The following is a 22798-nucleotide window of genomic DNA, read 5'->3' on the forward strand; positions in this document are numbered from 1 at the left end:
CTTCAACGTACGGCGACTTTTGACGCAAGTCAATCAAAAGTCGCAGATTTCTCGGGACTAAGCGGCGTCGGTGTGCTATTCCTTAACGCATGGCGATCGTTTCCAGGAATCAGCAGCGGCCAACACAGGAAGCCGCGCTGCTTTCGCGGACCGGTGACCTCTTTCAGTTGTTGCGGGACGGCAAGGCCCGGACGCGGTCAGAACTTGCGGACATCACCGGCCTGGCCCGGACTACTGTGGCGGCCCGGATTGACGCCCTCCTGGCCATGGGGCTGGTGGACACCGCCGGCGAGGCTGCCTCCTCAGGCGGACGTCCGCCGTCGAAATTCGCCTTCAACGCAGGCGTCAAGGTAGTCCTTGCTGCCGACGTGGGCGCCACCCATGCCTCCGTTGCAGCTACGGACCTTAACGCGACCATCCTGGCCCGCCACTCCGAGGCCATCGACATAGCCGAAGGGCCGGAGCCCGTCCTGAACAGGGTCATCGAGATCGGGCAAAAGCTCCTGGAGGACGTCGGGCGGGACCGTCGTGATCTCGCCGGGGTAGGGATCGGCCTGCCGGGGCCGGTGGAGCACAGCTCCGGTCGCCCGGTGAAGCCCCCCATCATGCCGGGGTGGGACGGCTTCGATGTGGCCAGGTATGTCGGTGAACGCCTGGCCACGGACGTCCTGGTGGATAACGACGTGAACATCATGGCCATCGGGGAGCGCTACGCCCACTGGCAGGACTTTCAGAACGTGCTGCTGGTCAAGGTGGCGACCGGCATCGGCGCCGGCATCATCAGCAACGGCGAAATCCAGCGGGGGGCCGACGGAACCTCCGGCGACCTTGGCCATGTCCGGGTGCCCGACGGCGAGGATGTGCAGTGCCGTTGCGGCAACATCGGTTGCCTCGAGGCACTCGCGTCCGGCCCCGCCCTCGCGGCCAAGCTTCGCGCCGAAGGGATCGAAGCCACCACCAGCACGGATGTGGTGGACCTGGCGGCCAAGGGCAATGTCCAGGCGATCCATGCCCTCCGCCAAGCAGGGCGGGACCTGGGGGAGGTGCTGGCGTTCTGCGTCAACCTGCTCAACCCGTCCGTCATTGTGGTGGGTGGAAGCCTGGCCCGCGCCGGTGACCAGTTGCTGGCGGGCGTCAGGGAAGCGGTCTACCGCCGGTCGCTTCCACTGGCCACGTCCCGGCTGCGCATCGAGCAGGCCAAAGCTCCGGCGGACGCCGCCATCCTGGGTGCCAGCCGGATGGTGATCGACCATGTCCTCTCTCCCGAGGTAGTGGAAACGGCCATCCGGAACGCTTCGCCGGCCAGCTGAGGGGCTTTCCGTGCGGCCCGGGCAGCGCCTTTGCCGGGGCGTACTTTTGCGTGTCTTCGGGCCATTCAACGGCATGTTGAGGACCTGAAAATTCACTTCGGATTTTGTTGACATAGATCACACTCCGTGGAAATCTGCTTACAGCGGTGAGCTTGCAGACTTTTGACTCGATTACGTTGAAAGTCGGGGCTTATCGTCCGATCTTCCCGCAAAACCGGCGAGTGAGCGGCCTGAAAGCTCGAGAGCGGCCGGTGGCGCGGATCATGCCACCCCGAAAGGAAACCCGTGAAGGCACCCATGCCAGCCAGACGCCGTCGTCTTGCCCAGAGTGTTGCAGCAACCGTAGTGGCGGGCGTCATGCTCGCCGGCTGTGGCAACCAGCCGGCCTCAAACTCAACGGAGGCGCCCGCTGCCGCCGCGGCCGATCCCAAGAGCGCGGAAGGCGCAAAGGGAAACGTCACCCTGTGCGGCGGCAAAGACGCCAGCGGCATCCACAAGAACACCACCGCCGCCTTCAGCAAAGCCAACCCCGGCATGACGGCGAAGTACACCGAGATCGGTTCCACCACGGACGAATCCCGCACCCAGGCGGTCCAGCGGCTGGAGGGCAAGTCCACAGAGTGCGACATTTTCATGACGGACGTCATCTGGACCGCGGAGTTCGCCTCGCAGGGCTGGCTGCTCGACCAGACCGAACTGATGGACGGAATTAAGGACCGGCTCATCCCGTCCACCACGGAGTCGGCAAAGTACGACGGGAAGTACTGGGCGACGCCGTTCTATACGAACGCCGGCCTCATCTACTACCAGAAGGACAAGGTGGCGAAGCCGGAAACCTGGCAGCAGCTTTACGAAGAGGCGGCCAAGGCCCCGGGCAACGGCCTGGTCTACCAGGGTAAGCAGTACGAGGGCCTGACCGTGAACTTCCTCGAACTCCTCTACAGCGCCGGGGGAGAAGTGCTGGACGATGCCGGTGAAGTGGTAGTGGACAACGACACCACGCGGAAGGTCCTGGAGTTCATGGCCGGCGGCATCAAGAACGGATCTGCGGACCGCGCCGTGCTGACCTACAGCGAGGACCCGACGCGCCTGGCCTACGAGTCCGGAAACTTCGGGTACCAGCGAAACTGGCCGCACGTCTACCGGTTGCTGAACGCCACGAAGATGGCGGGCACTTTCGGGGTGGCGCCGCTTCCGTCCTTCGACGGTTCGAGCAAGGCCAGCGGTGTGCTGGGCGGCTGGAACTTCTCCATCTCCGCGCACTCCACCAACCCCGGAGCGGCGGTCGCGTACATCAACTTTGCCACCTCCCCGGACTGGCAGAAGCATGTTGCCATGGACAACTCCCAGGCGCCGGTGAACGAGGCCGCCTACTCGGATCCGGACGTCGTAGCCAAGATGCCGTTCGCGGCTGAGCTGCTCGACTCGGTGAAGGGCGCCAAGCCGCGGCCGGTGTCCCCGGTGTACCCGCAGATCTCCCAGGCCATCAACAAGAACGTCTACGCTGTCCTCTCCGGCGAAGCCACCGCCGACGAGGCCACCAAGCGGATGGCCGAAGAGATCGAAACCGCCAAGGCGACCTTCTGACCATGGCACCCCAGGTCCTGACCCCGGGTCGTGGCCGCGCAAGCGGCCACGACCGGGCAGAACGCCGCCTGGCCATCAGGATGACGGCACCGTCGCTCATCCTGATGGCACTGGTGGCCGCTGTTCCGATCGGTTACGCCATCTGGCTGTCGATGAACCAGTACAGCGTCCGCCAGGCCGGCCTGTCCCGCTTCGTGGGGCTTGACAACTACATCTCGGCCCTCAGCAGCCGTGAGTGGTGGGCCGCGTTCGGGCAAACCTTCCTGTTCTCCGGACTCTCGGTTTCCCTGGAACTCATCCTGGGGACGGCCATGGCGCTCCTGCTCAACCTGGCTTTCCGCGGGCGGGCACTGCTGCGCACCATCGTGCTGCTGCCCTACGCGATCGTCACCGTGGTCAGCGCCATCACCTGGGAAACCATGTTCGAGCCCAACCTCGGCCTGGTCACCACAGTGCTCTCCGGGCTGGGCCTGCCGGGCGGCGATATCGTCTGGCTGGGAGAGCCGGGGTACGCCATGGCCGTGGTGGTCCTGGCCGACGTATGGAAGACGACACCCTTTGCGGCTCTCATCATCCTGGCGGGCCTGCAGGTCATCCCTGACGAAACCTATGAGGCTGCAGAACTGGACGGGGCCGGCAAATGGCAGACCTTCCGGGACGTCACGCTCCCGCTGCTGAAGCCCGCCATCGCGCTGGCCGCCATCTTCCGCACCATGGATTCGCTGCGCGTCTTCGACCTGCCGTTCGTCCTGACGCGCGGTGCCAACGGAACCGAATCGATGTCCATGCTGGCGTACAACGAACTGAGGGAGAACCGGCTGGTGGGTGAAGGCTCGGCCCTGTCCATCCTGACCTTCCTCACCGTCATGGCGGTTTCCATGGTGTACATCCGTTTCGCGGGCAGCAATATCCGCGCCGTCGCCAAGGAGGGCTGATGACTACGTTGCTTGCGGAACGTCCCGCCGGTTCCGCCCCCGCCAAGTCCAGGGCGCCCCGGCGCCGGCTGCGCGGGGAAGCGAAGCTGCACCCGCTCACCTGGCTCTTCGTCGTGGCTGTCATGGCCTTCTCGCTGGTGCCGTTCTACTGGTTGGTGAACACTTCCCTGAAGAAGGGTGCCAGCCTGGGCCAGGGTGAAATGTTCCCCAGTGAGCCGACGATCGAGAACTACCTCAGTGTGCTCCAGAACGCCGAATTCCTGCTGGCGCTGCGGAACTCGGTGATCATCGCCGTTGTCACCACCACCCTTGCCCTGGTGTTCGCGTCCTTTGCCGCGTACGCCCTGGCCCGGCTCAAGATGCGCCGGAAGGCGCTGATCCTGACGCTGGTCCTGTCCGTGACCACTTTTCCTGCAATCGCCATCGCGGCGCCGATGTTCGCCATCTGGCGGGACATCGGCCTGTACGACACCCTCCTGGGCCTCATCATCCCCAAGATGACGTTCGCGCTGCCGCTGGCCATCTACACGCTGACCTCCTTCTTCAAGGAGATCCCGCGTGAACTGGAGGAATCGGCATACATGGACGGTGCTTCACCGTTCCAGGCCTTCCACAAGGTCATCCTGCCGCTCGCAGTTCCAGGGCTGGCGACCACCGCAATCCTTGTGTTTATCTCGGTCTGGAACGAGTTCCTCCTGGCCGTCACACTCACCACGTCCCCCGAAGCACGGCCGGTCCCCGTGGCCATCGCCTTCTTCAGCGGGGCCAGTGAGTTTGACCAGCCGCTGGGCACCATCAGTGCTGCGTCAGTCCTCATCACGCTGCCCCTTGTCATCCTGGTCCTGGTCTGCCAGAAAAGGATTGTGTCCGGCATGACCGCCGGCGCCGTCAAAGGCTGACCCCGCAGTTCAACACCATTTCCTACCCAGACTCCCGTCACCAAAAGAGAAGGATCTACCCGTGAGCAACCAGCAGCCGGAAACCCTGAAAGTGGGCGTGGTCGGCATCGGATGGGCCGGCCAGCAGCACATCAAGGCCTACAAGGCGATCGACGGCGTCGAGCTCGTGGCCGTTGCCGCCATGGAAGCGGACCTTCTGGCCAGCCTGAAGGATGAATACGCCATCCCGCATACTTTCGCCCGGTGGGAGGACCTCCTCGAGCTGGAAGGGCTGGACGCCGTCAGCGTGGCCGTCCCCACCTTCCTGCACGCCCCGATCGCCGTCGCGGCGCTCGGGAAGGGCCTGCACGTCCTGAGCGAAAAGCCCTTGGCGCGCAACGGCGTCGAGGGCCAGGCGATGGTGGACGCCGCACGGAAGGCCGGCAGGGTGCTGGATGTCGCGTTCAACCACCGCCGGCGCGGCGACATCCAGAAGCTGAAGGGCATCATTGACGACGGCGAACTGGGCCGGCCGTACTACGCCAAGGCCTCGTGGCTGCGACGGTCAGGGATCCCGATGCTGGGCAGCTGGTTCACCAACCCGGAACTGGCCGGCGGCGGCCCGCTGGCAGACATCGGGGTGCACGTGCTGGACTACTCGCTGCACCTGCTGGGTGAACCGAAAGTTCTCTCCGTCTCGGCCGCCACCCACTCGGAGCTGGGGCCGCGCGGACTGGGAGGCAACGCCCGCTACACCGCCATGAAATCCAGCCACAAGTTCGAGGTGGAGGACTTCGCCACAGCCTTTATCCGGCTTGAGGGCGGCGGCACGCTCATCCTCGAAGCCGGCTGGGCAGCCTACCGCGAAGAGGCCGACCTGCTGGACTTCACGGTCTACGGCACGGAGGGCGGGGCCGAACTGCGTGCCGTCGGCGCGTCCATGACCCCGGTGGCGGACCTGCGGATCTTCAAGGAAAAGGACGGCGAAAACGCCGACTACGACGTACTGGCCGAGCCGGGCCGGGCCCACCAGGCCGTGGTGGAAGACTTCATCGACGCAGTCCGCGGCGGTGAGCAAGTATGGCCCCAGCATGACGGGTCCGTGGCCCTGAGCCGAGCCCTGGTCCTCGACGCCTGCTACCGATCAGCCCTGGAACAACGGGAAGTTGCACTCTGACATGACTGAAAACCTGAACATCCTGGTCTGGAACGAAGGCGTGCACGAGGCGAACAACGAGCCTGCCACCATGAAGGAGATGTACCCGGACGGGATCCACGGCGCCATTGCCGACGGACTCCGCGCCCACCTGCCGGAGGCGGCCATCAGCACCGCCACACTGGCTGACCCGGAGCACGGACTCAGCGAGGAAGCGCTCGCTGCCACGGACGTCCTGCTCTGGTGGGGCCACAAGGCCCACGCCGAGGTCAGCGACGAAGTAGTGGACCGGGTACAGCGGCACGTCCTGGGCGGAATGGGCCTCCTGGTGCTGCACTCGGGCCACTTCGCCCGCATCTTCACCCGCCTGCTCGGCACCACCTGCTCGCTCAAGTGGCGCAATGAGGGCGAACGTGAGCTGGTGTGGACCGTCAAACCGTCGCACCCCATTGCGCAGGGCATCCCGAACCCGCTGATCATCCCGCAGCAGGAGATGTACGGCGAGCTTTTCGACATCCCGGACCCGGACGACCTCATCTTCATCAGCTCCTTCGAAGGCGGCGAGGTGTTCCGCTCGGGCGTCACATTCACGCGAGGCAAGGGCCGGATCTTCTACTTCAGCCCGGGTGACCAGGACTACCCGGTCTACCATCAGGCCGAAATCCGGCAGGTGCTGGCCAACGCCGTCCGCTGGGCGGCCCAGCCGGAAATCTCCCGCGAGCAGCCGGCCGTGAGCAACCACGCACGCGGGTGGTACGTGCAGGAATCCTGAACCACCCGCTGGCCGTGATAGCAATGGGGGTGATGAACATGCCGTACGCCCGGCCCCGCGCATGAGCGGCCGGCTCCTCGCCCGAGTCCCCAATAGCTGGATCCTGCTTGCCTGCATCGGCCTGCTGGCGCTGAACCTGCGCGGTCCGTTCGTTGCCGTGGCGCCCGTGGTGGGAATGATGCAGGCGGACCTGGGGTTCTCGCCGGCGACGCTGGGCGTCCTTACCAGCATTCCCGTCCTCTGCTTCTCGCTGGCCGCCCCGCTGGCCTCCCTCGCCGCGCGCAAATTCGGCGCCGAGTTCGCCGTTACGCTGACCATCCTGGGCGTCCTGGCCGGGGTGCTCCTGCGCTCCGCCGGCGGCCCGGCCCTGGTCATGGGCGGCACGGTGGTGATCGGCCTGGCCATCACCATCGGCAACATTGCCGTTCCGCTGATCATCCGGCGCGACTTCGCCCCTGCCCGCCAGGGCACCGCGATGGGCATCTATACGGCCGCGCTGAACATCGGCTCGTTCCTCACCTCCGTGACCACCGCACCGCTCGCCGCCGTCGCGGGCTGGCAGGTGGCGCTGGCATCCGTGGCGCTGCTGGCTGTTGCGGCGGTCGTGTTCTGGACGCTCGCCGTAGGGGCGCGGCGCGCCTTCCTGATAGCGCCCGACGACGGTTCCGGCACCCGATTGCCACCGGTCGCCGGGGCGCGGTGGACCACGGCGGGCCTGACGGCAGGCTTTGCGGGGCAGGCCTTCTCCTACTACGGGGTCACGGCCTGGCTGCCCACCTTCCTCTCGGATGAACTCGGCATGGCACCCTCGGCTGCCGGCGCCGGGTCTTCACTCTTCCAGATCCTGGCCATCGCGGGCGGACTGGGGGTTCCGCTGGTGGCACGGCTAGCGAGTACGACGACGGTTGCCGTCACCATCGGCGTCATGTGGCTGACCGTCCCCGTGGGCCTGCTGCTGGTGCCGCAGGGCTGGTGGCTGTGGTCCTCCCTGGGCGGCATCGCGCAGGGCGGCGGGATCACGCTGATCTTCATCGCCATCATCAAGATTGCCCGCGACCAGGCCTCCGCAGGGCGGATGTCCGCGGTGGTGCAGGGGGTGGGTTACTCCATCGGTGCCGCAGCTCCACCGCTGCTGGGCTACATCCACGGGCTGTCCGGCTCCTGGACGGTGCCGATGCTGCTAGTCCTGGGCTCGGTGCTCACGTTCTTCGTCAGCACTACCCTCTCCGTGCGGCGGGTGCCCAAGGGGCGCTAGCCGGGCGCCGCCGTCGGCCTTTCTGCACCCCGCCTCCGCACGCTCTCTCACTCGACGCCCGTTAACGGCCGACGCTCTCTCACTTTCACGGGGAAAAGTGAGAGAGCGTCGTTGCAGAAGCGACATCGAGTGAGAGAGCGTCCGGGTGAGGTGCTCCGTCGCCGGCCCGGCTCCCGGATTTCGGGGTGCCTGTTGCGGTGGGCATGCCGGCCCGGCGGACGGAAGTGTGTGCTGCTGCGGCCAAGTCAGGCCGCGGCGAGCTCCTCCAGCGTGGCCCGTTCGCGGGCCTCGGTGAGGTAGCGGGCGTAGGCGGGCAGGGTCAGGAAGGTCGGGAACTCCCGGGCCATGGTGACCTCCTCGAAGATGTCGCGGGCGTCTTCGAACCGGTCGCCGTCGAACCGTTCCAGGCGTGCAAACTCCTCGTCCAGCAGCTCCTCAACCCAGTGGTGGGTGATGATTTCTCCCTGGTCCGTGATGGCACTGGCGTACATCCATTGCCACAGCTGGGACCGGGAGATCTCGGCGGTGGCGGCGTCCTCCATGAGATTGTGGATGGCCACCGCACCGTTGCCGCGCAGCCAGGACTCGATGTAGCGGATGCCCACCTCGATGTTGTTCCGGATGCCCTGCTCGGTGATGGTGCCGGTGGTCGCGGCCACGTTGATCAGGGACCGGTCATCGGGGATGACGTCCTCGCGCTGGCGGTCCAGCTGGTTGGTGCGCTCGCCGAGGGCGGCGTCGAACACTTCGCGGGCCACCGGAACCAGGTCCGGGTGCGCCACCCAGGAGCCGTCGAAGCCATCGCGGGCTTCGCGGGCCTTGTCCGCCCTCACCTTCTCGAGTGCGATGGCGTTTGCTTCGGGGTCCTTGCGGTTGGGGACAGCGGCCGCCATGCCCCCAATGGCCATGGCGCCGCGCTTGTGGCAGGCCCGGACCAGCTGTTCGGTGTAGGCGCGCATGAAGGGCTGGGTCATGGTCACCTGGCCGCGGTCGGGCAGGACGAAGCGCGGGCCGCGGGTGCGGAAGTTCTTGATCAGGGAGAAGATGTAGTCCCAGCGGCCGGCGTTCAGGCCGGCGGCGTGGTCGCGGAGTTCGTAGAGGATCTCCTCCATTTCGAAGGCCGCGGTGATGGTTTCGATCAGGACTGTGGCGCGGATGGTCCCCTGCGGGATGCCCAGCAGGTCCTGGGCGATGATGAAGATGTCGTTCCAGAGCCGTGCCTCGAGGTGGTTCTCGATCTTGGGCAGGTAGAAGTATGGTCCCTTGCCCTGGGCGAGCAGCCGGCGCGCGTTGTGGAAGAAATACAGGCCGAAGTCCACGATGCCGCCGGCCACCGGGGCGCCGTCGATGAGCATGTGCTTTTCCGGTAGGTGCCAGCCGCGCGGACGCACCACGATGGTGGGCAGCTCACCGGACGGGCGCAGCTTGTACTCCTTGCCCTCCTCGGTGGTGAAATCGATCCGGCGCTCCAGGGCATCCGTGAGGTTCAGCTGGCCTTTGATGACGTTCCGCCACGTGGGGGTCAGGGAGTCCTCCATGTCCGCCAGCCACACCTTGGCGCCGGAGTTCAGCGCGTTGATGGCCATCTTCCTGTCCACCGGGCCGGTGATCTCCACGCGGCGGTCCTCCAGGCCGGGGGCCGGGGGAGCGACGCGCCAGGACGGGTCGTTGCGGATGTGCTCGGTCTCGCGAAGGAACCGCGGGTCGGCGCCGGCGGCGATCTCAGCCCGGCGGGCACGGCGTGCCTTGAGGAGTTCCTGCCGCCGTTCGGCGGTGGCCCGGTGCAGCTTCGCGACGAAGGCCAGCGCATCAGGCGTGAGCACCTCGTCCTGCCGGCAAATCGGCTGCGCGGTCAGAGTGATGCCGTTGATCGTAAAAGAGTCGGTGAAGCTGTTCATGGGAGTTCTCCTTGCAAGGTCCCAACTGGGTAGCAGTAAGTGCCGTTTTGAGCCTCCAAAACGGCACTTAGTGCTACTTACTTGGGGAGGGGTGGGGTTAGTGGAACTGGCCTTCTTCGGTGGATCCCACCAGTGCCAGGGTGGATGCGTTCGGGTTGAGCGCAGTGGCGATGTCGTCGAAGTAGCCGGTGCCGACTTCGCGCTGGTGCTTGGTTGCGGTGTAGCCGCGTGACTCGGAGGCGAATTCCTTCTCCTGCAGCTCGACGTAGGCGCTCATGCCTTCGCGGGCGTAGCCGTGGGCGAGGTCGAACATCGAGTAGTTCAGGGCGTGGAAGCCGGCCAGGGTGATGAACTGGAAGGTGAAGCCCATGGCGCCGAGTTCGCGCTGGAACTTGGCGATGGTGGCGTCGTCCAGGTGCTTCTTCCAGTTGAAGGACGGGGAGCAGTTGTAGGAGAGCATCTGGTCCGGGAACTCCGACTTGACGGCTTCAGCGAACTTGCGGGCCAGCTCCAGGTCCGGGGTGCCGGTTTCCATCCAGATCAGGTCCGAGTAGGGGGCGTAGGCCTTGGCGCGGGCGATGCAGGGTTCGATGCCGTTGCGGACCTTGTAGAAGCCCTCGGCGGTGCGCTCGCCGGTGATGAACTCGCGGTCTCGCTCGTCGACGTCCGAGGTGATCAGGGTCGCTGCCTCGGCGTCGGTACGGGCAATAATGACCGACGGCGTTCCGGCAACATCCGCTGCCAGGCGGGCTGCGTTGAGGGTACGGACGTGCTGCTGGGTAGGGATCAGCACCTTGCCGCCGAGGTGGCCGCACTTCTTCTCGGAAGCGAGCTGGTCCTCCCAGTGAACGCCGGAGGCGCCGGCCTGGATCATGGACTTCATCAGCTCGTAGGCGTTCAGCGGTCCGCCGAAGCCGGCTTCGGCGTCGGCGACGATCGGAACCAGCCAGTCTTCAACGGTCTGGACGCCTTCGGAGTACTCGATCTGGTCGGCGCGGAGCAGGGCGTTGTTGATGCGGCGGACAACCGTGGGGACCGAGTTGGCGGGGTAGAGGGACTGGTCCGGGTAGGTGTGGCCGGAGTTGTTGGCGTCTGCGGCGACCTGCCAGCCGGAGAGGTAGATGGCGCGCAGGCCTGCCTTGACCTGCTGGACGGCCTGGTTGCCGGTCAGGGCGCCGAGGGCGTTGGTGTACTTGCCGGTGGCGTGCTCTTCGGTGAGCTGCTTCCAGAGCTTCTCGGACCCCCGGCGGGCCAGGGTGTGTTCCTCGGAGACGCGGCCGCGGAGGCGGACGACGTCCGAGGCTGAGTAGTCGCGGGTCACACCTTCCCAGCGGGGATTGGCGGCCCACTCGAGCTCCAGGGCCGCAGCCTGCTCTTCGGGCGTCTGCTGGGTGGGCTCAAATGCTGCAGTCATCGTTGATCTCCTTGGTTGAGCTCCGGATGGAAGAGGCGGGAGCCGCGTCGTTGAGGCTCCCACCGGCTTGTCCGGTGCGGTGTTTCTTTCCGTGAGGACTACTTTTCTGCACTTTCAACCACCTTTCTAGAGGAAAACTCTGGAAAGAAACGCACTTCTTCGCGTATTCTTCAGAAATGTCGCCTTCAAGCTGGAACAGGGAAGTTTTACTGCCCCCGTCCGCCCCCGCCGCCCCGGAACTGGACGTCATCTCGCTGGGCCGCCGCGTGCGCCATCTGCGCAAGCAGGCCGGGCTGACGCTCGATGACCTGAGCGCCGCCGTCGGCACCGCTCCCAGCCAGTTGAGCCTGATCGAGAACGGCAAGCGGGAACCCAAGCTGGGCCTGCTGCAGCAGCTCGCGGGGGCCCTCAATGTGGGAATCGACCAGTTGCTCGGGGCCGAACCGCCCAGCCGCCGGGCAGCCCTGGAAATCGAGCTGGAACGGTATCAGCGCGGGCCGCTGTACGAGTCGCTGAACCTGCCCAAAATCCGCATCAGCTCGCGGCTTCCGCTGGATGTGCTGGAGGCCCAGGTGGGCCTGCTGCACGAGCTCGAACGGAAGATGAACGAACAGGTTGCGACCCCCGAGGAAGCCCGCCGCGCCAACGGTGAACTCAGGGCCATGATGCGCGAGCGCGGCAACTACTTTCCGGAGTACGAGGCCGAGGCGCAAAAGGTTCTCAAGGAGGTTGGATACACCACCGGCCCGCTCAGCCAGCACGTCATCGCGGACATCGCAGCGCACCTCGGATTCAGCCTCCACCACGTGGGCGACCTGCCGCACTCCACCCGCTCAGTGACCGATTTGAAGAACCGCAGAATTTACCTGACTCAGAGTCAGCGGCAGGACCATGACCCCCGCTCGGTGCTGCTCCAGGCCCTCGGTCACTACGTCCTGGGCCATGAGACCCCCAAGAACTACGGCGACTTCCTGGCCCAGCGCGTGGCCACCAACTACTTCGCCGCCGCTCTCCTCCTTCCTGAGCAGGCCACCCTGGAATTTCTGCAAAAAGCCAAGGCTGCCAAGGAAATTGCTGTTGAGGACATCCGGGATGCGTTCGCCGTGTCCTACGAGACCGCGGCGCACCGCTTCACCAACCTGGCCACTAAGCACCTGGGCATCACGACGCATTTCCAGAAGACGCACCAGAGCGGCATCATCTACAAGGCCTATGAGAACGACGGCGTGAACTTCCCGCAGGACCACACCGGGGCCATCGAGGGCCAACCGTCGTGCAAGGCATGGACGTCGCGGGCCGTGTTCGACGTACCGGACAAGTTCAGCGCCTACAGCCAATACACTGACACGCCCTCCGGTACGTACTGGTGCACCGCCCGCACTGAGCGCTCTGCCACCGGGCAGTTTTCATTGAGCATCGGGGTTCCGTACCAGCACGTGAAGTGGTTCCGCGGGCGGGAGACGACGGCGCGGGCCACCTCCAGTTGCCCGGACCCCACCTGCTGCAAGCGGCCGCCGGAGTCCCTCACGTCAGAGTGGGCGGGTAACGCCTGGCCGTCGGCGCGGGCACACTCGCACCTCCTGGCCGCGATGCCGCCGGGCGCCTTCCCCGGCGTGGACGAGACCGAGGTGTACACCTTCCTGCAGGCGCATTCGGGAGCGTAACTCCGGGACCCTCTCTCACGTGATGAGGTTTCCGCCAAGCGGACGGCCGGGCAGCGGTCACGCGGGCCATCAGTTGGTACGTCGCAGACGACGATGGCACGCGGGAATCTTCGGAGCATTCCGCGGACTTAGGGACCGGCCGGCGGAAGGCTGTTGTCGTTTGGCGCCCGCAAGGTTAGCCTTAGGCAACATTTGTTTACCAATCCCAAGGAGGCGCAATGACGCGCTTTGTCGACGTCCGCAACATGGTCCGCTGGGTCGCCTCGACCGGCCCCGAGCCCATTATCGCCGGCATCATGGAGTATCTTGAAGCCGACTTCCGCCGGTGGGAGAGCTTCGACAAATCGCCGCGCGTTGCCAGCCACACCCCCTTCGGCGTCATCGAGCTGATGCCCACCAGCGATCATGAGACCTACGGCTTCAAGTACGTCAACGGCCACCCTTCCAATCCGTCCCGCGGTTTCCAGACCGTCACCGCCTTCGGTGTGCTGGCCGATGTCCACAACGGCTACCCCACGTTCCTCACGGAAATGACCGTACTCACGGCGCTCCGGACCGCAGCGACGTCCGGCATGGTGGCTCGGAAGCTGGCGCGGCCGGGTTCCAGCGTGATGGCCATGATCGGCAGCGGCAGCCAGTCCGAATTCCAGGCCCTGGCCTTCCGGAGCGCGCTGGGCATCACCACTCTGCGGATGTGGGACACGGACCCCGCCGCGATGGACAAGTTCCGCCGCAACATGGCCCCGTACGGCTTCGATATCACGCTGGCCACCTCTGCAGCGGACGCCGTGGCGGGCGCGGACGTGATCACCACGTGCACAGCGGACAAGGCCAACGCCACCATCCTTACCGCGGACTTGATCCGGCCCGGAGTCCACGTCAACGCTATCGGAGGCGACTGCCCCGGTAAGACCGAGCTGGATGCGAGGATCCTGGAGCTGGGCGAGGTGTTCGTCGAATTCCCGGAGCAGACGCGCATCGAGGGCGAGATCCAGCAGATGCCCGCGGACTTTGCGGTGACCGAGTTCTGGCAGGTCCTCACGGGGAGGGCCGCCGGCCGGACATCCCCGGAACAGGTGACGATCTTTGACTCCGTGGGTTTCGCGATCGAGGACTTCTCCGCCCTGCGGTACGTGCGGGACGCTGTTGCCGGCACGGACTTCTACGAGGACATCGACCTCGTGGCCAACCCTGAGGACCCCAAGGACCTCTTCGGCCTGGTGGGCGCGCTCTCGCCGGTAGGCTGAGCGGCAGAGGGCCTTAGGAGTAGTACCGCCCCAGCGTCTCGGCCTTGAAATCGAAGAATGTGCCGGATTCGATGGCCAGCCGGGCGTCATCCACCATCTTCACCACGAACCGCTCGTTGTGGATGGAAATCAGCGTGGCGGAGACCATCTCCTTCGCCTTGAACAGGTGGTGGATGTAGGCCCGGGAGTAGTTCTGGCAGGTGTAGCAGTCGCAGCCGTCCTGCAGGGGACCGAAGTCCCTTTTGTACTTGGCGCCGGAAAGGTTGAACCGCCCATAGGGTGTGTAGAACGCGGAATTACGGGCAACCCTGGTGGGGGAGACGCAGTCGAAGGTGTCGGCACCGTTTTCGATGGCGGTGAAGATGTCGTCCGGCTCGGAGATGCCCAGCAGGTGGCGCGGCTTGTCCTCGGGCAGTTCCTCGTTGCACCAGCGGACAATCGTGCCGAGGTTCTCCTTCTCCAGGGCGCCGCCGATCCCGAACCCGTCGAACGGCATGGCGCCAAGGTCCCGGCAGGCCTTCCGGCGCAGGTCCTCGTACTGCGCGCCCTGGATGACGCCGAACAGCGCCTGGTATGGCTTGCCGGCGCGCTCAGCGGTCAGCCGGAAGTGCTCATTGATGCACCGCTCAGCCCACAGCCGGGTCCGCTCCAGCGAGTCCTCCTGGTAGCCGCGCGAGTTCTGCAGCGTGGTGAGCTCATCGAACGCGAACATGATGTCCGCGCCGATCTTGTGCTGCACCTGCATGGAGATCTCGGGGGAGAAGCGGTGCCGGTCGCCGTTAAGATGCGACTTGAACCAGACCCCGTCGTCATCGATGTGTGCCAGGCGTTCCTTGCCGGGCGCCACGGCGTCGTCGGGGCCCGAGGCATCCACCGATTTCATGTCGATGACCTTCTTGAACCCCGAGCCCAGGCTCATCACCTGGAACCCGCCCGAGTCAGTGAAGGTGGGCCCGGGCCAGTTCATGAATGCGCCCAGCCCGCCGGCCTCGTCCAGGATGTCGGCGCCGGGCTGCAGGTACAGGTGGTACGCGTTGGCCAGCAGCGCCTGTGCACCGAGGTCCGCCATGGACTCGGGCAGCACGGCCTTGACCGTCGCTTTGGTACCGACGGCGATGAACGCTGGCGTCTGGATCTCGCCGTGCGGGGTGGTGATGGTGCCGGTGCGGCCCAGGAATTCCCCGCCGTTCCCTTCGATCTGGGCGGACGACGGCGGGCACGATTCAGTCAGGCGGGTGCCCACCTCGAAGGAAAACTGTGACTGGACCGCAGGGACGGCGGGGGCGGGGTTGGCTGGCACCGTACCAGTGTGCCAGCAAAAACGAAGCTCAGCTCACGGGCCCGGATGACGGGTAATTCTCTGCACGCCACGAGTCCCACGAGGAGCGGATCGAATCCAGTCTGCCCGCGCCGAGGTCATACGTGGATGCCACCACGATGGATCCGTTGTCCGGCTGCACGTCCTTGATTTCCGGATGGTCCGCCACGATCAGCAGGCCTTCGCCGTGCTCGGCATAGTCGTGCACCGTAAGTCCAACCTGGTGGCCGGTGCGGAACCACACCTTGCCGGAAATCTCCTCGCCGGTCGCAAGGGTCAGCCGGTAATCTTCGCCGGGAGCGGGAAGGTCCGTCAGCCCCAGCTTCTGGATGGCTCCGGAACCGGCCCCGGAATCCCCGCCTGGCAGCTGCAGCGTCAACGTGTGGCGTTTGCCGTGCGGATGCCGTTCCAGCGCGAACCGCAGCTGCTGCAGGAACATGAGCCAGCCCTGCGTGATGTCCTCGTCCCAGGCTGCCCATTCGGAATTATGCTCGCGGGCCCCCCGGGTCACGCTGACCCGGGTGCCGCCCGGAACCGGATGCAGCTCGAACGTGTCCCCGCCATGAACGGACAGGCTGGTGTGGTCCGCGGATTCCTCCACGTCGCCGGAAAAGTAGATCTCCTTGATCTCGGCATCCAGGTTTTCGGCCTGCCAGCCGTGCCATTGGGCTACTCTTGACGGTTCGCGCAGCATGGTCCAGACCTGCGGCGCGTCAGCGTTGATCAGTACGCTCAGATTGTTCGTCATAGCCCCGAATGTACAACTCCCGCCGGGCCGCGGGTAGGGGTTATTTGCTCAGCTGCGGACTGCGTCCAGTTCGTTGCTGATCCGTCGTTCCAGCTCCGAGGCGCCGATGGTCTCCGATCCACCGTGCGCGCGCAGGAACAGCAGCGATTCGAGACGCAGCAGCCGCCACTCGCGCTCGGCGTCGTGGTTGGAGTTGTCGATGGAGCGGAAGATTTCCTTGTCGTACAGGTTGGGCTCGTTCAATGACCGCTGCCGCACTTTGGCCGCCATCCGGGCCTTGAACGGGTCGGTTTCCTGGTTTTCCGGGGTGCGCAGGAGCTTCTCGTACACAGCGGCGCGTTCGTCGTGGCCTTCCTGCCGGCAGATGTAACTGGCCAGCGCCAGCGCGGCCTCCACCGACGACCACCGCCCGGGGTTCCCGTCGTACGGCAACACGGTGATCAGGTCCGCAACCGAGAGAGCCGTGTCCGGATCCTTGAGCGTGATGAACAGTTCGTGCGCCAGGTCGCTGAGGTCCTTTAGGCAGCTTCCCGACTTCACGTTGACGCCCTTGGCCAGCCGGTCCGCCAGCAGCAGGACGCCCTCGGAGTCGGGGTGCGCTTCCGCGGCGGCCTCCACCACGGATTCGGGCGTGCCCTGCGGCACCGGGATCAGCGCCAGGTCCTCCTCGCTCGGTCCGGGCAGTACTGGCGGCGCCGGAGGAAGTGGAGGTACGACGACGGCGGGGGCCCCGGCCGCCGGAGCCGCCTTCGCGCCGGGTTGCCCGGGCCCGTCCCCGGCAGGTGCGGCTGTGGCGGCTTCCCCGGTCCCAGTCTGGGCGGAGGGCGGGCTTGGGGCTTCTTCATCGGCCAGCACGCCGGGCGCGCCGGCGAACGGAAGCCGCCGGACGACGTCGTGATCCTGTTCCAGGACCGTCACCGCGGTACCCACGGCGATGCGCAGCGTGCCTCCGCCGGCCAGGCTGGCGAGCACCAGTGCGGGCGCGCCAAAGTCATCAAGTTCCAGGTCAACGCGGTGGATTTCCGCGGTCCGTTCACCGTCCGGCAGGACGATGGTGCTGCCGGCGGCCAGGGCCCCTGCCTGCTGTTCACTGTGGCGCCTCGCGGCTGGTGATTCGGTCATGGGAGTCCTTACGTTCTCTTGCGGTCCGCCCTACAGTCTACAAAGACGGCTGACCGGACGTGGGGACCCCGCGGGCCCGGCGACGGCCCTAAAAGCCCACGCCGGCGAAGGCAAGGGCCTGCCGGATCAGTCCGCCGCGGCCGCCGCTGAACTCCAGCTGAACGCCGGGGCTGAGGACTTCCTCCGGGGTCATCCACGTCAGTTCCAGCGCGTCCTGCCGGGGTTCACATTCGCCGGTGACGGGGATGATGTAGGCCAGGGACACGGCGTGTTGCCGGTCGTCCGTGAAGCCGGTTTGCGAGGGTGCGGGGAAGTATTCGGCCACCGTAAACGGCACCGGGCTGATGGGCAACTGCGGAAACGCCAGCGGGCCCAGGTCCTTTTCCATGTGGCGGAGCAGTGCGGCGCGGATGGTTTCGCGATAGATCACACGGCCTGACACCAGGGAGCGGACCATGGTCCCGTCCTCGTCCGCCTGCAGCAGCGTGCCCACCTCGTTGACGAACCCGAGCGGATCCAGCCTGACCGGGACAGCCTCCACGTAGACCATGGGCAGCCGCCCGCGCGCCTCAAAAAGGTCCTCTTCGGAGAGCCAGCCGGGATTCGGGTCAGGGGTGCGCAGGTTCATGGTTAAGTTCTACCGCATGGGGTGGCGCAGCGAGATCCATACCGACTCCGGCGCATGTGCCGCGGCTCCGGCATCGGGGCTGGCCACGTGCACGGTGCTGCCAAACGCCTCCTCGGTGACGGTGGGACTGAATCCGGCGGAAACGAGCCGTTCCCGCAGCGGTTCCAGGCCGCCGTCGTACTCGAAGCCGAAGCCGCCGCGGGGCTGGCCGGACGCCGGACGGGCCAGGAGGACGCCGCCATTCTTGGCTGTGAAGTCGGCGGTTTCGTCGTTGTCCGGAACCGGGCGCGGGCGGGCGCCCATGTGCAGCAGGGTCGCGGCGGCCGTGCCGGGATCGGGCGTGAACCAGACGCCGACGACGGCGAGCGCGGGGTCGGTGCCATCCAGCGGGACGGTGTGGGGTGCTTTTTCTGCCGCGAAACTCAAGCCGTCCGGCGCCGTGACCCGGCACGAGTCGCCGTGCGCCTGTGCGATGTCTGTCCCGGAGGTGTCCGCCTGGGCGGCGAGGTTGGTGCGGCGGGCAAACTCTGCCGGGTCGCCCACCTCCACGGAGAATGCGGTGGTGCCGTCCTCGGCGGACCCGGCCGCGACCTGCTGCAGCACCAGCCTGCCGGAGCCGGCGGTGAAGACCCGGCGGCCGCCGTCGTCCTCTCCGCTGGTCATCCCGAGTGCGGTGAGAAGCCGTTCCCAGCTCCCGGCGCTGGAGGTGAAGTGGATGGGGCGGACACGCAGCATGGGGTACTCCTCGAATCCGGAACAGCGAAGATACCGCCATCATGCCACCTCCCGAAGTCTCCGGCACCGTGCAAAATAGGGCCATGGCCATTGAACTTGAGGAGCTGCTGGTGGCAGACGCCGCTGCGTGGCGGGCCTGGCTGGAAACAAATCACCGGGACAGTCCGGGCGTGTGGCTGGTTCTCCATAAGAAGGGCGGGAACGTCACCCGGCTGGATTACGATGCGGCGCTGGACGAGGCGCTGTGCTTTGGATGGATTGACGGCCAGGTCAGGAAGCGCGACGCCGGGAGCTACCTCCAGCGGATGACGCGCCGCGCCCCCAAGAGCCCGTGGTCAGCCAGGAACGTGGGGCGCGCGGGACGGCTCGAAGCCGCCGGCCGGATGGACGACGCGGGCCGCGCCGCCGTCGAAAGTGCGCAGGCTGACGGGCGGTGGGAGGCGGCGTATGCCGGGCAGGCGACGGCGGTAGTCCCGGACGATCTCGCCGCAGCGATCGCCGCCGTTCCGGAAGCGCAGGCGATGTTCGATGTCCTGACGTCGGTGAATCGGTTCGCGCTGATCTACCGGACGGACTCGGTGAAGCAGGCGGCAACGCGGGAACGCAAGATTGCCGCTCTTGTAGAGATGCTGGCGCGCGGGGAGACGCCGTACCCGCAGAAGAGGAAGCCCGTCTGAGTGCCCGGTCCTGCGAACACGGCGCCCGGCCCGGTCAGGGCGCGGGGGCTGCATCCCGTCGGTCTGCGATGGCCGCGGCCGCCTCCAGCGTCATCCACGCCTGCAGCTGGGTTGAAAGTTCGACGGCGGGGCCTGGCGGATATGTTTCGCTCGCCGGCCGCTCGGCGTGCAGGGAGAAGATCGAAGCATTGCGGCCTGCGGGTGACAGGCCCGCCGACTCCTCCGCGGCCAGCGGGCGCCGGCCCGCCCAAAAAGCCTCGGCGGTGTCCAGCACCAGGCGGGCGGCCGTCTCCCGCGCGGCCTCGGGCAGTCTCGGGTCTGTGGCGGCGAGGGCGAGGTAGCGGCAGAGGATCCCGGTGAACAGGCCGCCGTCGCCGTTTCCATCGCAGCGCAACACCTTGTGATTTTCGGGGGATGCCGGTGCTGCGCCGGTGTCCACGGTCAGGTGCCGGTCAACTGCGGCCACGACGTCAGCCACCCGCGCCAGGTTGGCTTCACCGCCAAGCTCCAGGAGCGCGCCCAGCACCGGCCCCTGGTTGTACGTGTACACCGTGCGTTCCAGGACCACTTCGCCGCGGGAGTTGAGCCGGGCGCCGTCGAGGTACAGGCCGCGTTCGGCGTCGAAGAGCGTCGCATCCAGCCAGTCCAGCAATGACTGGGCCTTCGTCTGCTGGCCTGTCCGGGCATAAAAGAGGGCAATGGGCGCGGTGGCGGGCGTGTTCTTGAAGTCCCGGGCCTTGCTCCAGAAGACGCCGCCACCCAAGTCCGAGGTGGCTGCGGAATCGAACTGCAGGGCCAGCGACTCCCGCACCGCTGCATTGCGCCGCCGTCCCGGCCTGCGGGTTTCTTCGGCGAGCCGGTCCAGCCGGTCCGTTGCGAGGGCCAGCCAGGCCATGTCGTCGTAGTAGTTGTTGACGAAGGTGAAGGCGTTGCGCAGCCGGATCCCTGTCACCAGCCGCGAGGCCAGCCGCCCGGCGCTGGGCCGGCGCGGACCGTTGAACCGGGCGGCAGGCGTGGCGCCGGCGCCGAGTTCCCGCCGGCCCGTATCCACCAGGCAGTCGACGTAATGCGCCTGCCACCAGTAGTGCCACGGCTGGAAGAGGGCCCGGATTGCGTTCCCCTGGATGAGCCTCGCGCGCCAGTCCGCGAACCTCCCGGAGCCCGAGCGCCCGGAAGGGGAACTCCCAGACCAGGAGACGGCGCCCAGGTGTGTACCCGGAAGAAGCAGCAGCCTCCTGCCGAACAGTGCGGTGACGGAGCGGGCGGCGTGGTTGGCGCGGTCATGCCACTGCGGGCGGGCTGCATCCGTAGGCGTCATGCGTTCCACCCTAGCCATGGCCGGCAGCGGGCCCAAAGGGTGCGCCCCGGACACATTTCAGTTAACATTCACTAACTAACATTCCTGTCCGTGCGGCGGCCGGGGTACGCATCAAGGAGGATGTATGGACGTTGCAGGCAGCGTTGCGCTGATTACCGGAGGCGCCTCGGGGCTGGGTGCCGCCACGGCCCGGAGGATGTTCGACGACGGTGCCTCCGTGGTGCTCGTGGACCTCCCGTCGTCGGACGGGGAGGCTTTTGCCGCGGAACTGAACGCTGCCGGAGACGGCCGTACCGCCGTGTTCACTCCCGCGGACGTGACGAACGAGGCGGAGGTGCGGGCCGCCGTCGACACCGCGATGGGCCTCGGCCCGCTGCGCGTGGTGGTGAACTGCGCCGGCATCGCCACACCGGGGAAGGTGCTGGGGCGCGACGGCGTGCTGCCGCTGGAGGCCTTCAGCCGCGTGGTCCAGGTGAACCTGATCGGGACGTTCAACGTCCTCCGGCTCGCCGCGGCCGCGATGGTCACCACCGAACCGGTTGCCACTGAACTCGGCGGTCCGGAGCGCGGCGTCATCGTCAACACCGCCTCGGTGGCAGCCTTTGACGGGCAGATCGGGCAGCCCGCCTACGCTGCGTCCAAGGGTGCCGTGGCCGCGATGACACTGCCTGTCGCCCGCGAACTGGCGCGCTCGCTGGTCCGTGTGGTCACCATCGCGCCGGGGATCTTCGAGACGCCCATGATGGCCGGACTGCCGCAGGAGGCCCAGGATTCGCTGGGCGCGCAGGTGCCGCACCCGTCGCGGCTGGGCAAGCCCGCGGAGTACGCCAACCTGGTGGCGCACATCGTGGACAACGCCATGCTCAACGGCGAAACCATCCGCCTCGACGGCGCCATCCGGATGGGTCCCAAGTGAGTCCCGCGGCCACGGCGGTCCTGCCGGAAGCGGACTTCTTCGCCTACGAGTCCCTGCTCAGTCAGGGCGAACGGGACAAGCTCGCCGAGCTGCGCGCCTTCCTCGCAGCGGAGATCGCGCCGTACGCGGGGGACTGGTGGAACAAGGCGGAGTTCCCGGCGCACATCCTGCCCAAGCTCGCCGCGCTGGAGCTGAGCACGCCGGCGCAGCGCGGGTACAGCCACCTGTTCGCCGGGCTGGTCATCGCCGAAATGACCCGCGTGGACACCTCGATCGCCACGTTTTTCATGGTCCACCACGACCTCTTCGTCGAGTCCCTGTACGCCTTCGGTACCCAGGACCAGCGTGCGCGGCTCCTCGATGACGCGGCCAGTCTGCGCATCACTGGCGCCTTCGCGCTGACCGAACCGGACCACGGATCCGACGTCGCCGGGGGGATGGAGACCCGCGCGCGCCGCATTTCCTCCGCCACGGGAATGGCCGACGACGGCGGCGACACCTGGGTGCTCAACGGCGCCAAACGCTGGATCGGCAACGGGACGTTCTGCGACTACATGCTGGTGTGGGCGAAGGATGACGCGGACGGTGCAGTCCGCGGATTCATCGTGGACGCCACCCTGCCGGGTGTCACCCGCAGCCGGATCGAGAACAAGATCGCACTGCGGACGGTGCAGAACGCGGACATCGTGTTCACCGACGTCAGGGTGGCGGAAGCGGACCGGTTCGCGGCCATCAACAGCTTCGAGGACACCAACGAGCTGCTGCGTGGCTCCCGGATCATGGTCGCCTGGCAGGCGGTGGGGCAGCAGCTCGCTGCCTTCGACGTGGCCCGGCAGTACGCGGTGGAGCGGCAGCAGTTCGGCCGCCCGCTGGCCCGGTTCCAGCTGGTCCAGCAGCAGCTGGTGACCATGCTGGGCAACGCCGTGGCCAGCATGGGCATGATGGCGGGCCTGGCGCGGCTCCAGGAGGAGGGCGCCGCCGACATGGCGCAGGTTGCCCTGGCCAAGTCCTTCATCAGCGCCCGCATGCGGGAAACCGTGGCGCTGGGCAGGTCCCTGCTGGGCGGCAACGGGATCGTCACGGACTACCGGATGGCCAAGATCTTTGCCGACGCCGAGGCCATCTATACCTACGAGGGCTCGTACGAGATCAACAGCCTGATCGTGGGACGGTCGGTCACGGGAATGTCGGCGATCGTCTAGAAGGCCAGGGCAAGGGGC

The 22798-nt window shown here is 66.7% G+C and carries 20 protein-coding genes; 12 read left to right on the top strand and 8 right to left on the bottom strand.

From position 1 onward, the window contains the following. The first annotated feature begins 89 nt into the window (after positions 1-89). The 7 genes from ACIQC0_RS05150 to ACIQC0_RS05180 all read left to right on the top strand — a co-directional run bounded on the left by ACIQC0_RS05150 (position 90) and on the right by ACIQC0_RS05180 (position 7893). Positions 90-1310: an ROK family protein gene (locus ACIQC0_RS05150; protein ID WP_400533089.1), complete on the top strand. Its 1221-nt coding sequence runs from the start codon at positions 90-92 to the stop codon at positions 1308-1310. Positions 1311-1607: 297 nt separating this feature from the next. After that, positions 1608-2897, top strand: a complete 1290-nt coding sequence (locus tag ACIQC0_RS05155; RefSeq protein WP_400533091.1) for an ABC transporter substrate-binding protein — start codon at positions 1608-1610, stop codon at positions 2895-2897. 2 nt (positions 2898-2899) lie between these two features. Beyond that, a complete protein-coding gene (locus ACIQC0_RS05160; protein WP_400533093.1) occupies positions 2900-3832 on the top strand; it encodes a carbohydrate ABC transporter permease in 933 nt (310 codons plus the stop codon). After that, complete coding sequence (locus ACIQC0_RS05165; protein WP_377216632.1) at positions 3832-4731, top strand: carbohydrate ABC transporter permease; 900 nt, start codon at positions 3832-3834, stop codon at positions 4729-4731. Before ACIQC0_RS05160 ends, ACIQC0_RS05165 begins: the two co-directional genes overlap by 1 nt. 61 nt (positions 4732-4792) lie before the next feature. Then, on the top strand, positions 4793-5887 hold the full coding sequence (locus ACIQC0_RS05170; protein ID WP_377216633.1) for a Gfo/Idh/MocA family protein: 1095 nt from the start codon (positions 4793-4795) through the stop codon (positions 5885-5887). Position 5888: 1 nt separating this feature from the next. Beyond that, on the top strand, positions 5889-6638 hold the full coding sequence (locus ACIQC0_RS05175) for a ThuA domain-containing protein (RefSeq protein WP_377216634.1): 750 nt from the start codon (positions 5889-5891) through the stop codon (positions 6636-6638). A gap of 61 nt (positions 6639-6699) precedes the next feature. After that, positions 6700-7893 (top strand): CynX/NimT family MFS transporter, encoded by a 1194-nt coding sequence (locus tag ACIQC0_RS05180; RefSeq protein WP_377216635.1) that lies wholly within the window; start codon positions 6700-6702, stop codon positions 7891-7893. A gap of 245 nt (positions 7894-8138) precedes the next feature. Here ACIQC0_RS05180 and aceB read toward each other — a convergent pair whose 3' ends face one another. Both aceB and aceA read right to left on the bottom strand, forming a co-directional pair. Then, complete coding sequence (gene aceB / locus ACIQC0_RS05185) at positions 8139-9791, bottom strand: malate synthase A (protein ID WP_400533096.1); 1653 nt, start codon at positions 9789-9791, stop codon at positions 8139-8141. A 97-nt stretch (positions 9792-9888) separates the two neighbouring features. Then, a complete protein-coding gene (gene aceA, locus ACIQC0_RS05190; RefSeq protein WP_377216637.1) occupies positions 9889-11205 on the bottom strand; it encodes an isocitrate lyase in 1317 nt (438 codons plus the stop codon). 176 nt (positions 11206-11381) lie between these two features. Here aceA and ACIQC0_RS05195 point away from each other — a divergent pair, with 176 nt between their 5' ends. Both ACIQC0_RS05195 and ACIQC0_RS05200 read left to right on the top strand, forming a co-directional pair. Then, positions 11382-12869, top strand: a complete 1488-nt coding sequence (locus ACIQC0_RS05195; RefSeq protein WP_400533099.1) for a helix-turn-helix domain-containing protein — start codon at positions 11382-11384, stop codon at positions 12867-12869. A gap of 218 nt (positions 12870-13087) precedes the next feature. Continuing rightward, positions 13088-14116 carry an ornithine cyclodeaminase gene (locus ACIQC0_RS05200; protein WP_400533101.1) on the top strand — a complete coding sequence of 343 codons (1029 nt, stop codon included), beginning with the start codon at positions 13088-13090 and terminating at the stop codon, positions 14114-14116. Between the two features lie 13 nt (positions 14117-14129). On the opposite strand, the gene tgt is transcribed toward ACIQC0_RS05200, so the two are convergent. The 5 genes from tgt to ACIQC0_RS05225 form a co-directional block, all read right to left on the bottom strand. Beyond that, positions 14130-15416 (bottom strand): tRNA guanosine(34) transglycosylase Tgt, encoded by a 1287-nt coding sequence (tgt, locus tag ACIQC0_RS05205; RefSeq protein ID WP_377216640.1) that lies wholly within the window; start codon positions 15414-15416, stop codon positions 14130-14132. A 28-nt stretch (positions 15417-15444) separates the two neighbouring features. After that, positions 15445-16182 (bottom strand): SRPBCC domain-containing protein, encoded by a 738-nt coding sequence (locus ACIQC0_RS05210; protein WP_400533103.1) that lies wholly within the window; start codon positions 16180-16182, stop codon positions 15445-15447. A 48-nt stretch (positions 16183-16230) separates the two neighbouring features. Further along, positions 16231-17304, bottom strand: coding sequence for a DUF6707 family protein (locus tag ACIQC0_RS05215; RefSeq protein ID WP_377216642.1), 1074 nt, complete (start codon positions 17302-17304; stop codon positions 16231-16233). An 88-nt stretch (positions 17305-17392) separates the two neighbouring features. Then, complete coding sequence (locus ACIQC0_RS05220) at positions 17393-17932, bottom strand: NUDIX hydrolase family protein (protein WP_400533105.1); 540 nt, start codon at positions 17930-17932, stop codon at positions 17393-17395. 9 nt (positions 17933-17941) lie between these two features. After that, the gene (locus tag ACIQC0_RS05225; protein WP_400533107.1) at positions 17942-18667 is read right to left on the bottom strand and encodes a VOC family protein; all 726 of its coding nucleotides are present in this window, start codon (positions 18665-18667) and stop codon (positions 17942-17944) included. A gap of 83 nt (positions 18668-18750) precedes the next feature. On the opposite strand from ACIQC0_RS05225, the gene ACIQC0_RS05230 reads away from it, so the two are divergent. Next, positions 18751-19344 (top strand): YdeI family protein, encoded by a 594-nt coding sequence (locus ACIQC0_RS05230; protein ID WP_400533109.1) that lies wholly within the window; start codon positions 18751-18753, stop codon positions 19342-19344. 34 nt (positions 19345-19378) lie between these two features. On the opposite strand, the gene ACIQC0_RS05235 is transcribed toward ACIQC0_RS05230, so the two are convergent. Continuing rightward, a complete protein-coding gene (locus ACIQC0_RS05235) occupies positions 19379-20662 on the bottom strand; it encodes a glycoside hydrolase family 76 protein (protein ID WP_400533111.1) in 1284 nt (427 codons plus the stop codon). Positions 20663-20786: 124 nt separating this feature from the next. Here ACIQC0_RS05235 and ACIQC0_RS05240 point away from each other — a divergent pair, with 124 nt between their 5' ends. Together ACIQC0_RS05240 and ACIQC0_RS05245 are read left to right on the top strand one after the other, a co-directional pair. Then, complete coding sequence (locus tag ACIQC0_RS05240; RefSeq protein WP_377216647.1) at positions 20787-21578, top strand: SDR family NAD(P)-dependent oxidoreductase; 792 nt, start codon at positions 20787-20789, stop codon at positions 21576-21578. Further along, positions 21575-22780: an acyl-CoA dehydrogenase family protein gene (locus tag ACIQC0_RS05245; protein ID WP_377216648.1), complete on the top strand. Its 1206-nt coding sequence runs from the start codon at positions 21575-21577 to the stop codon at positions 22778-22780. The genes ACIQC0_RS05240 and ACIQC0_RS05245 overlap by 4 nt, the downstream gene beginning before the upstream one ends. The last annotated feature ends 18 nt before the right edge of the window (positions 22781-22798 follow it).

The sequence above is a fragment of the Pseudarthrobacter sp. NPDC092419 genome, from assembly GCF_044755045.1.
In the GTDB taxonomy this organism is placed as follows: domain Bacteria; phylum Actinomycetota; class Actinomycetes; order Actinomycetales; family Micrococcaceae; genus Arthrobacter.